At 72.2% G+C, this 13,739-nt stretch carries 6 protein-coding genes; 4 read left to right on the forward strand and 2 right to left on the reverse strand.

Annotated elements, in window-relative coordinates; genetic code table 11:
* Positions 1–12: 12 nt before the first annotated feature.
* Together U870_RS24625 and U870_RS0106075 are read right to left on the reverse strand one after the other, a co-directional pair.
* Positions 13–6,417: an IPT/TIG domain-containing protein gene (locus U870_RS24625; RefSeq protein WP_205288739.1), complete on the reverse strand. Its 6,405-nt coding sequence runs from the start codon at positions 6,415–6,417 to the stop codon at positions 13–15.
* Between the two features lie 217 nt (positions 6,418–6,634).
* Positions 6,635–9,148, reverse strand: coding sequence for a helix-turn-helix transcriptional regulator (locus U870_RS0106075; RefSeq protein ID WP_081815194.1), 2,514 nt, complete (start codon positions 9,146–9,148; stop codon positions 6,635–6,637).
* 207 nt (positions 9,149–9,355) lie between these two features.
* Here U870_RS0106075 and U870_RS0106080 point away from each other — a divergent pair, with 207 nt between their 5' ends.
* From U870_RS0106080 to U870_RS0106095, 4 genes are all read left to right on the forward strand, one after another.
* Positions 9,356–10,192, forward strand: coding sequence for a siderophore-interacting protein (locus U870_RS0106080; protein ID WP_025156522.1), 837 nt, complete (start codon positions 9,356–9,358; stop codon positions 10,190–10,192).
* A 300-nt stretch (positions 10,193–10,492) separates the two neighbouring features.
* A complete protein-coding gene (locus U870_RS0106085) occupies positions 10,493–11,230 on the forward strand; it encodes a cohesin domain-containing protein (RefSeq protein ID WP_240183639.1) in 738 nt (245 codons plus the stop codon).
* 35 nt (positions 11,231–11,265) lie between these two features.
* Positions 11,266–13,122, forward strand: coding sequence for an amidase family protein (locus U870_RS0106090; RefSeq protein ID WP_025156524.1), 1,857 nt, complete (start codon positions 11,266–11,268; stop codon positions 13,120–13,122).
* Between the two features lie 129 nt (positions 13,123–13,251).
* Complete coding sequence (locus U870_RS0106095; RefSeq protein WP_025156525.1) at positions 13,252–13,725, forward strand: hypothetical protein; 474 nt, start codon at positions 13,252–13,254, stop codon at positions 13,723–13,725.
* Positions 13,726–13,739 lie beyond the last annotated feature (14 nt).

Raw genomic sequence — 13,739 nt, forward strand, 5'->3', positions numbered from 1 at the left:
CAGGCCGGGCGGTCAGGCTCGGCGAGTGCGTCGAATCAGGACCAGGGCGCCGCACGCGATCAGAAGGACCGCGAGACCGCCGAGGAGTGCAGCCCCACCGGAGGTGGAGCCGGTGTCGGCGAGACCGCTGCCGGTGCTCGTCGAGCCGGTGGTGCCGGTTCCGGGATCGACCGGCAGCGGCACGTCGTAGCGGTAGCCGCCGGGGAGCACGCCGTTGCCGCACTCGCCGTTCCCGACGACGGTGACATCCACGGTCCCGGTGCCCGCCGGGGCGACGGCCGTGATGGTCGCGTCGTCCACCACCGTGAACGAGGTCGCCGGGGTCGTGCCGAAGAGCACTCCGGTCGCTCCGGTGAAGCAGCCGCCCGTGATCGTCACGGTCGTCCCGCCGGCCTGCGGCCCGTGGCCCGGGTCGACGCCGTCGATGGTGGTGCCCGGGTCGTAGGTGAACGTCGCGGCCGGCGACGGTCCGACCGGGGTCGTCACCACGACCGGGACCGCGCCGGCGGGGTGCGCCGGGGTCGTGACGGTGATGGTGGTGTCGTTCACCACGGTGAAGGGCACATCCACCCCGCCGATCGTCACGCTCGTGGTCCCGGTGAAGCCGGAGCCCGAGATCGTGACGACGGTTCCTCCGAGGAACGGCCCGTGATCCGGGTCGAGTCCGGTGATGACGGGGGCGTTCGGGACCGGGTCGAAGGTGAAGTCGCCCGGCTGCGAGTCGCCGTTCGGGTGCTGGACGATCACGTCGACACCGCCGGGCGTGTGCGCGGGGGTGGTGACGGTGATGGTGGTGTCGTTCACCACGGTGAACCCGGTGCCCGGGGTGCCGCCGAACGTGACACCCGTGGCGCCGGTGAACCCGGTGCCGGTGATCGTCACGGCCGTGCCGCCGGTCTGCGGCCCGTTGGCCGGGGCCACCGAGGTGATGGCCGGGACCGGCAGGAAGGTGAAGTCGCCCGGCTGGGAGTCGCCGTTCGGGTGCTGCACGACCACCTCGACGCCGCCCGGCGCGTGCGCCGGCGTGGTCACCGTGATCGTCGTCGCGTTCACCACCGTGAACGCCGTACCCGCGGTGCCGCCGAAGGTGACGCCGGTCGCTCCGGTGAATCCGGTGCCGGTGATCGTCACCGCGGTGCCGCCGGTCTCCGGACCGCTCGTGGGAGCGAGGGAGGTGATGGCCGGCACGGCGAGGAAGGTGAAGTCACCGGGCTGCGAGTCGCCGTTCGGGTGCTGCACGATCACGTCGACACCGCCCGGCGCGTGCGCCGGGGTGGTCACCGTGATGGCGGTGTCGTTCACCACGGTGAACGACGTCCCGGCGGTGCCGCCGAAGGTGACGCCGGTGGCTCCGGTGAACCCGGTGCCCGTGATGGTGACGGCGGTGCCGCCGGTCTCCGGTCCGTCGGCGGGGGCCACCGAGGTGATGGCCGGCACCGCGTCGAACGTGAAGTCACCCGGCTCCGAGGGGCCGGCCGGCGTGGTGACGACCACGTCGACGCCGCCCGGCGCGTGCGCCGGGGTGGTGGCGGTGATAGTGGTGTCGTTCACGACGGTCACGTTCGTGGCGGGAGTGCCGCCGAAGGTGACCCCGGTCGCTCCGGTGAACCCGGTGCCGGTGATGGTGACGGCCGTGCCGCCGGTCTCCGGTCCGTTGCCCGGCGCGACTCCCGTGATCACGGGCAGGGGCACGTAGGTGAACGTGGCCGGGGCCGAGTCGCCGACCGGGGCCTGCACGACCACGTCGACCGGTCCGGCCGCGTGGGCGGGGCTGGCGACGGTGATCGTGGTGTCGTTCACGACGCTGAAGCCGACCCCGGGGGTGCCGTCGAAGGTCACGCCCGTGGCGCCGGTGAAGCCGGTGCCGGTGATCGTGACGGGTGTGCCGCCGGTCACCGGTCCGCTGCTCGGCGCGAGGGAGCCGATCGCCGGGAGGGCCACGAAGGTGAACGTCCCCGGTGCGGAGTTCCCGTTCGGGCTCTGCACGACCACGTCCACGGCCCCGGGCGCGTGGGCCGGAGTCGTGACGGTGATGGTGGTGTCGTTCACGACGGTGAAGGCCGTGCCGGCGGTGCCGCCGAAGGTGACGCCGGTGGCTCCGGTGAACCCGGTTCCGGTGACGGTGACGGCGGTGCCGCCCGTCTCGGGCCCGCTGGTCGGGGCGAGCGAGGTGATCGTCGCGGCGGCCAGGTAGGTGAAGTCACCCGGCTCGGACGATCCTCCGGGCGTCGTCACGACGACTCCCACCGTTCCGGGCACGTGGGCCGGGCTCGTCGCGGTGATGGTGGTGTCGTTCACGACGGTCACGTTCGTCGCGGGGACGCCGTCGAAGGTGACCCCGGTCGCTCCGGTGAAGCCGGTGCCGCTGATGGTGACCGGCGTGCCGCCGGCCGCCGGACCGCTGCCCGGATCCACTCCGGTGATCACCGGCTGCGGCACGTAGGTGAAGGTGGCCGGGGCCGAGACGCCGACCGGGGTCTGCACCACCACATCGACCGGTCCGGCCGCGTGGGCAGGACTGATGGCGGTGATCGTGGTGTCGTTCAGGACGGTGAAGCCGGCGGCCGGAGCCCCGTCGAAGGTCACGCTCGTGGTCCCGGTGAAGCCGGTGCCGGTGATCGTGACGGTCGTCCCGCCGGCGACCGGTCCGCTGTCCGGTGCGAGGGAGGTGATCGCCGGGAGGGCGAGGAACGTGAACGTGCCGGGTCCGGACGCTCCGTTCGGGCTCTGCACGATCACATCGGTCGCGCCCGGGGCGTGCGCCGGGCTGGTGACGGTGATCGTCGTGTCGTTCACCACGGTGAACGCGGTGCCCGCGGTCCCGTCGAACGTCACCCCGGTGGCGCCGGTGAAGCCGGTGCCGGTGATGGCGACGACGGTGCCGCCCGTCTCCGGCCCGCTCGTGGGTGCGAGGGAGAGGATGGCCGGCGCCGGCAGGAAGGTGAAGTCACCGGGCTGCGAGTCGCCGTTGGGGTGCTGCACGATCACGTCGACCGCGCCGGGGACGTGCGCCGGCGTGGTGACGGTGATGGTGGTGTCGTTCACCACGGTGAACGCCGTGCCGGCGGTGCCGCCGAAGGTGACGCCGGTGGCTCCGGTGAACCCGGTGCCGGTGACGGTGACGGCCGTGCCGCCCGCCGCCGGTCCGCTGGTCGGCGTCAGCGAGCTGATCGCCGGCAGCTGCAGGAACGTGAAGTCGCCTGGCTGGGAGTCGCCGTTGGGGTGCTGCACGATCACGTCCACCGCTCCCGGTGCGTGCGCCGGGGTGGTGACGGTGATGGTGGTGTCGTTCACGACGGTGAAGGCCGTGCCGGCGTCTCCGCCGAAGGTGACACCGGTCGCACCGGTGAACCCGGTGCCGCTGATGGTGACGGCGGTGCCGCCGGTCTCCGGTCCGCTGGTCGGGGTGAGCGAGCTGATCGCCGGGACCTGCAGGAACGTGAAGTCGCCTGGCTGGGATTCGCCGTTGGGGTGCTGCACGATCACGTCCACGGCCCCGGGCGCGTGCGCCGGGGTGGTGACGGTGATGGTGGTGTCGTTCACCACGGTGAAGGCCGTGCCGGCGTCCCCGCCGAAGGTGACACCGGTCGCACCGGTGAAGTTGGTCCCGGTGATGGTGACGGCGGTGCCGCCGGTCTCCGGTCCGCTGGTCGGGGCGACCGAGCTGATCGTCGGGATCGGGTCGAAGGTGAAGGCGCCGGGAGCGGAGTCGCCGTCCGGGCTCTGCACGACGACCGCCACCGGACCGGGCGCGTGCGCCGGGGTGGTGACCGTGATCGTGTTGGCGTCCACGACCGTGAACGCGGTGCCGGCCGTGCCGTCGAAGGTGACACCGGTCGAGCCCGTGAAGCCGCTGCCGGTGATGGTCACCGCCGTGCCGCCGGTCTCCGGTCCGTGGTCAGGGGCGATGGTACCGATCGCCGGTGGTCCGACCACCGGGTCGAAGGTGAAGTCGCCCGGCGCCGAGGGGCCGGCCGGCGTCGTCACGACGACATCGACCGTGCCCGGCGCGTGACCGGGGCTCGTCACCGTGATCGTCGTGTCGTTCACGACCGTGACGCCGGCACCCGGGGTGCCGCCGAAGGTGACCCCCGTGGCTCCGGTGAACCCGCTGCCGGTGATCGTCACCGCGGTGCCGCCGGTCTCCGGTCCGTTGCCCGGGGTGACGCCGGTGATGACCGGAAGCGGGAGGTAGGTGAACGTGGCCGGGGCGGAGTTCCCGACCGGGGCCTGCACGACGACGTCGACCGGTCCCGCCGCGTGGGCGGGGCTGGCGACCGTGATGGTGGTGTCGTTCGTGACGCTGAATCCCACGCCCGCGATCCCGTCGAACGTCACTCCGGTGGCCCCGGTGAAGCCGGTGCCGGTGATCGTGACGGGGGTGCCGCCGGTGACCGGTCCGCTGGGCGGCGTCAGGGAGCTGATCGCCGGGAGGGCGACGAAGGTGAAGGTGCCCGGTCCCGAGTTCCCGTTCGGGCTCTGGACCACCACGTTCGTCGCGCCGGGCGCGTGCGCCGGCGTGGTCACGGTGATCGTGGTGTCGTTGACGACCGTGAACCCGGTGCCGGCGGTGCCGCCGAAGGTGACGCCCGTGGCTCCGGTGAAGCCGGTGCCGGTGATGGTGACGGCGGTGCCGCCGGTCTCGGGTCCGCTGGTCGGGGTGAGGGAGCCGATGGTCGGGGCGGCCAGGAAGGTGAAGGTGCCGGGCCCCGAGTTCCCGTTCGGGCCCTGCACCACCACGTTCGTCGCGCCCGGGGCGTGCGCCGGGGTGGTGACCGTGATGGTCGTGTCGTTCACGACGGTGAAGTTCGTTCCGGCGGTGCCGCCGAACGTGACGCCCGTGGTGCCGGTGAAGCCGGAACCCGTGATCGTCACCGGGGTCCCGCCGGTCGCCGGTCCGCTGGTCGGGGTGAGCGAGCCGAGGACCGGTGGGACGGCGAGCGCGTTCGGCCCGACGGAGGCGGACGCGACGTTCAGGACGAGGGCCTGCGTTCCGGGCAGGACGGACGCCCGCAGAGCGGTCTCGGTGAAGACGCCGCCCGCGGTCGCCTGGTTGTTGACGGTGAGCGCTACGACCTGACTGAGGACCGGGTTCAGCGCCGGAACGAGCGTGTTCGCCACCGGGGCGAGGACCGCCGGGCCCAGAGCGGTGATCGCGGTGCCGATCCCGTTCAGCGGGGTGAGCAGGGCCGAGAGCACGGTGGTGAGCGGGATGCCGACGGCGAGACCCGCGACGGTGATGCCGCTGGTGTTGCCGGCGAGCAGCTGGCCGATCGTCTCGTTGACCGTGATCACGGGCAGGCCGAGCACGCTCGCCGAGAGGTTGACCGTGAGCGCGTTGGTGGTGGCCGTGAGCACGTTCTGGACCTGGGTGACCAGGCCGCCGAGGATCCCGGTGATCCGGTTGCCGATCTCGCTGATGACCGCGGCACTCAGGATGTTGGTGTTGGGAGCCTGGCTCTCCAGGCCGGTGATCTGGGAGAGGTCGACCGTGACCGTGCCGGTGCCCAGGTTGATGGTGACGCCGGGGTAGGCGGCGTTGGTGATATCGCCCGTCAGCAGCGGGGCGACCGCCCCCTGGAGGTTGGAGGCGGTGACGGTCGCCGTCGTGTTGAGCACGCCGGGGATGTTCAGGATGCTCAGAGCGCTCGCCAGCGTCCCGGTCGGTCCGGCGAGGCCGTTGACCAGGTTCTGCACCGTGGTCACCTGGCCGTTGATCGCGCTGGTCAGCCCGGCGACGGTGGCGCTGTGGAAGGAGAGGCCCGCTCCGGCGATGGAGTACGAGCCGGCCGGTGCACCGGGGGCGGTCTGCGCGGCCCGCGCTCCGGTGACGCCGACCTGCAGGTCGAGCTGGGCGAGCTCGTTCAGGGTCGCGGTCGGGAGGCCGAGGGAGGTGACGGCCTGCGCGAGGTTCACGTGCAACGGTCCGGGGGCGATCCCGGGCTTGGGGGTGATCCCGGTGCCGATGTCACCGGAGGACGAGGTGAGACCGGACGCGCCGACCGACGATCCGTTCTGCAGGGCCGAGGCGTACTGCGAGACCACGCCGGCTCCGCCGAGGTCGAGTGGGATCTGGATGCCGCCGGGTGCCGCGATGTTCACGACTCCCAGGACGCCGACGTTCAGGTTGTTCGCGTTGGTCTGGTCGGCCGATCCGGTGGAGGCGGCCGTCTCGCCGCCGAGCGAGGCGACCAGGGCCGCGTTCAGTCCGATCAGCGAACCGCTGAGATACTGGCCGGTCGCGTTGGAGGTGTCTCCCGGGGCCGCTTGAGCGGGCAACGCCCACAGTCCTGCGCCCGCGAGGGTCAGCGCGATGGTGGCGCCGGCCGCCGCGGAACCGAGCAGGCCGCGCCGTCCTCCCCTTCTCTTCTCGTGCGCTCTCCGCGCTCCAGTGCCGACGTCGAGACCCGTTACCACGATGTTTACCCCCAGCGAGATTGAGAGACCTTGTTCGGATGCTCGCCGGGGGGACGGGGCGTCTCAATCGCCCGGTCCGGGTGATTTCGGGGTACGTCGTCGTGGTCGGGGGAGGACGTGCGCGGATGCGCACGCGCGTCGCCGGCGCCGCCGCCGTGGCGGCGGTCGCGGCTGCGGACCGGGAGGCGCCGGATGCCGGGATCGCCCGGCCGACGGATCAGAGCAGGCCGAGGGTGCGCGCGTTGTCGACGGCGTGGGCGCGGTCGCGGGCGTCGAGCTTGCCGTAGATCGAGCGCAGGTGGGTCTTCACGGTGTTGGCGCTGACGCTGTGCTTCGCCGCGATCTGGCCGATGCTCTGGTGGAGCGGCAGCTCGCGGAGCAGTTCGCGCTCCTTCGCGGTGAGGATGGGCGAGTTCTCCGGGTTCTCGGCCCGTTCCCCGACCTGCTCGGTGACAGCGAGGACCGAACGCGCGAACGGTTCGCGATCGCCGAAACCGCCGATCCGATCGGAGACCAGCCGCGCGAAGGCCCCGCCGCGCGCGAGGAACGGGCGGCGCGTGTCCGTGCGGGCGGCCGTGTCGAGCGCCTCCAGCAGCCGGGCCTGGACGAGGTCTTCCCGGCCGTGCTCAGCGGCGTGCGCCGCCAGCAGCAGCCAGCCGAAGACGATGTTGCTGCCGTGCCACGCGGGAGCGCCGGCGAGCAGCAGCGCTTCGAGGGTGGCGTCGTCGGCGTCCTGCGTGACGGTGCCCTCGCGCACGATCGACCCGCCGAGCGCGGCCTCGATCGAACGCGGCCCGAGCATGTCCTCCAGCACCTGGACCAGTTGCCGGACCTCGGGACGGCCGCGGTAGTGCATCGTCAGGTCGAGGAAGCGGAACGAGCCGACCGCGATCGTCCGCGGATTGCGGCGCAGGGCGACGGCGAAGAGGTGCTCCATCTGCTCGAAGATCGCGCGGGTGTCGTCCTCCTCGTCGAGGCGGAACAGCAGGTGCAGCGCACGCGGGGCGATCACGTCGCCGGTGTCCAGCCCCCGCCAGCGGGCCTGGACGATGTCGGCGACGTGGGAGGAGCGGAACGGCTCGCAGGATTGGTACGCGGCGGCGGCGGAACGCAGCAGAGCGCTCGCCGCCACGATGCTGTCGGTGCGCTGCTCGGCGCCGGCGAGGCCGGCGATACGACGCTCGAACAGGTGCACCATCGGCCAGGAACGCTGGGCGGCCGCCGCGGCCGCGGCCAGCTCGAGGCCGAGCATCTGCAGCCAGGGCAGCCCGGTCTCCTCGGCGCTCGCCGCCGCTCCCTCCGCCACCATGAGCGCCTCGGCGACGCGGCCGGACCGCAGGAGCAGCGAGGCGCGCGCGGCCTCGGCGAAGATGCGGGCGTCGAGCACGGCGAGGGGGCCGCCCTCGCCCGAGGGCCGGCGCAACGACATCCGCACGGCGTTCTCGAGCCGGGTGAGGGCGCGGTCGCGCTCGGGCTGCTCGTCCCCGTCGGAGCGCAAGGCGAGGATGCTCGCCAGCACGAGTTCGGACTCGGGGGAGCGCGACGCCTCCTCTTCCGCAAGCGCGAGGAAGTGGTCGATCCGGACCGACTCGAATCGGGTGGGGGAGGTGATGAGCGCGGAGAGCAGACCGGTCGTCCCCGACATCACCCCGCGGTCCTCCAGCGTCCCCAGCGCCTCGCGGACGGGGGCGGTGTCGCCGGAGAAGACCATCCCGAGCCCGTGCCGTCGCAGGATCTCCTCGACCAGGTCGGTCGAGTGCGAGGCCACGGCGTGGGCGAGACCGTCGTGCACGGCACCGCCGGCGAGGTACCACCGCGCGGCTGCACGGCGCAGCTCATCCAGCCGCCGCGCGTCGCGGCGGGTCAGCTCGGTGAGGAGGGTGCGGCGCAGCGACTCGTCGAAGCGGTACTCGCTTCCCTCCTCGCCTCCGTCGACCCGCTGGAAGAGGTCGTTGCCCTCGCGGAGCCGCTCGATCGTCGCGCCGGCATCGGCACAGCCGGTGAGCTCGGCGGCCAGGCCGACGCCGAACGACGGCACGGCGGCCAGCGCGAGGAGGGTGTCGGCATCGCCGTCGGGCAGCGTGGCGAGCAGTGCCCGGACGAAGTACTCCTCCGGGCCGAAGGAGGAGTGCACGAGGCGGCGCACCGCATCGCTCGGATCGCCCATCCGCGCCAGGGCGGCGACGGCGAGCGTGAGGGTGAGTGCCCGGCCGCCCGTGCGGTCGAGGAGCTCGAACACGTCGTGCGGCGGCAGGAGCACGCCGGAGGCCCGCAGCAGTTCGTCGGCTTCACGCTGGCCGAAGGCCAGATCGGCGACGCCGACCGTGATGAGGGCACGCTGCGGATCGATCGTGTCCAGCAGGACCGGCTGACTGCGCCCGCTGAGCACGATCGCGCTCCCGCTGGCGGAGACGGCCTCCTGCAGCAGCTCGCGGTCGCTATGGCTGCTGATGCGCTCGATCCCGTCGATCACCGTCGTCGTCCGTCGGTGCTGAGCGCTCAGAGCATCGAGGGTGCGACGCCAATCCGTCCCCCCGCCGGCACGGGCAGGATCGCCGGCGACCTCGACGAGCACCCGTTCCCCGGGCTCGAGACCGCACCACGATCGCAGGAACGCGGTCTTCCCGGTGCCGCCGGAGGCGACGATCGACACGACGGCCGAGCGGCCTTCGCCCTCGTCGAGGACCCGCCGCAGACCGCGACGCTCCACCACGACAGCTCCGCTAGGCATCAGTGCGCATCCCGAATCCGATCATCCGCATCCCCCGACGAGTGAACGCCATGCAAATCCGACCTCGTGGTATGGATGCTAAGCGCGCAGATCGGATGAAGCCATCACCCGCTTCGGGTGACATGGCGAATGTGCCTTTGGATGTATTAGGTTAGCCTTACCTAATTAATAGGCTCGCCCTGTACCCCGTCTTGGAGGGACACCGCCATGGCCCGCACCAACATGCAGTCGACCCGCGTCAAGCCCGAGCGCTCGGAATTGCTGGTCTTGCACGTGATCCGGCGTGAACGGATCTCCACCGGATTCGTCCGCGTGACGCTCGGCGGCGGAGACATCGCGCGATTCGTCCCCCTGGGCTTCGACCAATGGTTCCGGCTCTTCCTCCCGGTGGGCGGAGAGGAAGGAGCGCTCAGCCGCCTCCCAGCCAAACTGGACACCCTCGCCTTCGCGCGCTATCTGACCATGTCGAAGGCCGTCCGGCCGGTGCTGCGCAACTACTCCGTCCGCGCCTATCGTGACGACGGAGCCGAGGGTCCCGAGCTCGATGTGGACTTCGTCCTGCACGGGTCGGCCGCAGACGGCACCAGCGGTCCGGCGGCCGCCTGGGCGGAGACCTGCGCGATCGGCGACGCCGTCGCCATCATCGACGAGGGCATCTCGTTCACCCCCGCGGCCGGCCTCGGCCAGGTGCGCCTCGTCGCCGACGAGACGGGGGTCCCGGCCGCGGCGAACATCCTCGCCAGCCTGGCTCACGACGTGCGCGGGACGGCCGTGCTGGAGATCCCGCACGCCGACGACGCGCAGCACGTGGCCGCGCCGGTCGGCGTGGACGTCCAGTGGGTCGTGCGGGAGGACCCCCACGCGGTTCCCGGCGTCCTGGCGGGCACGCGGGCGCGCCTCCTCCCTCCGCCCGGCGAACGTTTCTACGGCTGGTCCGCCGGCGAGTCGGCCCTCCCGATCGCGATGCGCCGCCACTGGATCGCCGGGGGCGTCGCCAAGGACGACATCCTCTTCTGCGGCTACTGGAAGGCCTCCCGCCGCTGACGCCGCCCGCCGATGCGCCCACCTGTGAGGATGGCGGCGCGCCTTCTCGACAGGTGGTCCACCTGCCGCCGTCCCATTCTGTTTAACGTCTCAGAAACACGAGCGCGCGCTGCCGGAAACAGTCGTTCCGTAACGTCGCTCGTGTCGATGGAGCCGCTTCTCAGCCGCTGGCCCACCCCCGGAGCCGGCCCTGGACCGTTCGCAGGCCGTGCTCCCCGACGCCTTCGAGTCTCCCCTTCCTCCCGCTGACGGCGGACGCATCGGCGTCCCCTTTCGCCCCCAGAGGAAGGCACCACCCGAATGCACCAGAAACCCAGGCGACACGTGCGCCTCCTCGCCGCGGCGGCGGCCGCGCTCGCCGGACTCGGCCTCGCGGCCGGAGCCGCGGCTCCGGCGCTCGCCGCCCCCACCGTCGCCGCCGTCTCGGTCTCCGCTCCCACGACCGCGACCGCGGGCGACACGTTCGACGTGACGGTGACGCTCACCGGCGCGGTGGACGTGTTCGGCTACGAAGCCGAGCTCGCGTTCGATCCGTCCCTCGTCTCCTATGTCGACGGCAGCGCGGTCGTGACCGCGGGCGGCTTCGACGCGGTCCGCACCGCGAGCGGGACGGTCGGACTCGTCTACACCAGGCTCGGCACCTCCCCGGCGCTGTCGGGCGACATCGCCTACACCCTGACGTTCACGGCGACCGCCGCGGGCTCCACGGCGTTCACGGTCAGCTCGCTCTCGCTGGTCGACCCGGCCTCCGCCGTCGTCGCCTCGACGAACGCGGCGACGAGCCCCGCGATCACCATCGCACCGGCCGCCGTCGGCTCGCCGACCCCGACGCCGAGCCCGACGTCGTCCACCGGAGGCTCGGGTGACGCCGGCACCGGCACCAGCGGGACCGGCGGCTCCTCCGCGATCGACGGCGGCCTCGCCTCCACCGGCTCCACCGTCGCCCCGTACGTGATCGGTGCGCTCGCCCTGCTCATCGCGGGCGCCGCCGCCGGACTGTTCACCGTCCGCCGCCGCCGCGCGGGAGACGCCCGATGACCGCCCGCCGCTCGACCCCGAGGAGCACCACCGCCATGCAGCCCCGCACGAAGGCCCGTCGCATCGCGGCGGCGACCGGTACCGCCGCGGCGCTCGCCGCCCTCGTCGCCACCGGCGTCGTCGTCGCCCCGGCCGCAAGCGCAGAACCGGCGCCGGCCGCCGCCACGGGTGTGTTCCTCGCGCCGTTCTACACGGCCCACGACCTGACGGGTGACGACCAGGTCACGACCGCCGATCTCGGCGTGCTCGCGAAGCACCTCGGGGACGACTCCTCCTCGCCCGACTGGGCCGGCACGAAGAAGGCCGATGTCGACGGGGACGGCACCATCACCGTCCGCGACCTCGTCGCCCTGTCGCAGCGGATGATCTACGACGACGGCCCCTTCCAGCTGGTGGAGGCCTCCGCCCTCGACATGCAGGCGGCGATGAACGCCGGGGTGACGACGTCGGTGAAGATCACGCAGGAGTACCTGGACCGGATCGCCGCGCTCGACCGCACGGTCGTCGACCCCGCCACCGGCGGTCGCGCGCTCAACTCGATCATCTCGAAGAACCCGCAGGCGCTCACCATCGCCGCCGCGGCCGACGCGACGCGTGCGCAGCGGGGGATGACGAGCATGCTCCTCGGCGTCCCGATCGCGGTGAAGGACAACTACGACACGGTCGACATGCCGACCACCGGCGGTTGCGGCTGCTGGGACGGCAACCAGACCAGCGACGACGCCACGATGGTGAAGGGCCTGCGTGCCGCGGGCGCCGTCATCCTCGCCAAGGCCAGCCTGGACGAGTTCGCGTACGGCTTCGTCTCGGAGTTCTCGTCGTTCCAGGACGCCGGGAAGACCCTCCTGGTCGCCAGCCCGCTCAACACGACGAAGACCGCGGGTGGTTCCAGCGGTGGCACGGGCGCCGCGATCGCGGCCAACCTCGCCGGCATCGGCTTCGGCACCGACACGGGCGGCTCCATCCGCGTCCCGTCGACGTACAACTCGCTGGTGGGCATCCGCCCGACGGTCGGCCTGACCAGCCGCGACGGCATCATCCCGCTCGCGCTCAGCCAGGACACCGGCGGCCCGATCGCCCGCAGCGTCACCGACGCCGCGGTCGCGCTCGACGCCGTCACCGGGGTCGACGCCGCCGACCCGATCACCGCCGAGCAGGCCGGCAAGGTGCCCGCCTCCTACACCGCCGCCCTCGACCCCGCGGCGCTGAAGGGCAAGCGGATCGGCATCGTCACCTCGATGCTCGGCAGCAACGCCACCGTGACGCGGCTCTGGGCAAGCGCGAAGGCGACGCTGGAGGCGCAGGGCGCGACCGTCGTCGAGATCACCACGGTGCCGACCGCGTTCACCGCGACCCTCAACGAGGGCAGTGGGAGCACGAACGAGTTCAAGCACGACCTGGACATCTACATCCAGAACCACCTCGCCCCGACCGTGACCGCCCGCTCGATCGCCGACATCCTGGCGACCGGCCGCAACGTCACGACCCGCAACAGCATCTACACGTCGCGCAACAACGTGACGGAGGCGCAGTACCAGGCGTGGGCGGGTCCGGCCGGTTCGCACACGGCGGCGATCGCCACCGGGCAGGCCACGGTCACCCGGCTCATGGACGACAACACGCTGGACTCGCTGGTGTACCCGAGCGGTTCGCCCTACAGCACCATCAGCACGAACATGCGCCTCAGCCCCAACACGGGCATGCCGGCCATCACCGTGCCGATGGGGCAGGCCATCGCCTCCGACGGCACCAATCCGGTGGTCGGCGCCAACGTCAACCTCGAGTTCCTCGGGCGCGACTACGACGAGAGCCGCATCATCGGTCTGGCCTACGCCTTCGAGCAGGCGACCCACGCCCGCGCGACGGCCCCGCTCTACGGCCCCCTGAAGTAACGACACCCCGCGCGATTTGGACCAAATGAAGGAAAAGCGCGCCGCTTTCCCAGCATTCGGTCCAAATCGCCGGGGTGGAATTCGGGAGGTCGGCGTAGCGTTCGTGCTGGCGGAGAGCGAGGAGACGTCATGGGCAGCACGACCACCGAGCGCGGCGCGTTCTACGAGGAGATCGCGGCGGAGTTCCGGCAGCACTACAGCCGTGGACCGCGCTTCGTCGCGGTGACCGGCGTGCCGGAGGCTGATACGGCCGGCGCTGCAGACGCGCTGGCGGAGGCGCTCCGCGCGGCGGGCGATCTGGTCGAGCGCGGGAGCGTCGCGACCGACACCACGGCAGACGCGTTCCGCGCGGAGGTCGTCATGCCCTTCCGAGCGCGGGAGGGCGTCCTCGTCGTCGACGGTCCCGACCTGCTCGCGCCTGGCTTCCGCGGGTTCTGGAACTTCTCGCTCTGGGTCGAGCACGACCCGGAGCGCAGCCCGGACTGGTCGTTCGTCGCCACCGGGCGCAAGGATCCGCTCGGGGCGCCGCGCGAGGTCGCGTCCGTCCTGCTGGACGACGCGGACCCCGCACGGCCCCGGCGGCTGTTCGCCGACTCCTGCTGAGTCGGCGCTCGCTC

This window comes from Leifsonia aquatica H1aii, assembly GCF_000633535.1.
Classification (GTDB): Bacteria; Actinomycetota; Actinomycetes; order Actinomycetales; family Microbacteriaceae; genus Leifsonia; species Leifsonia aquatica_A.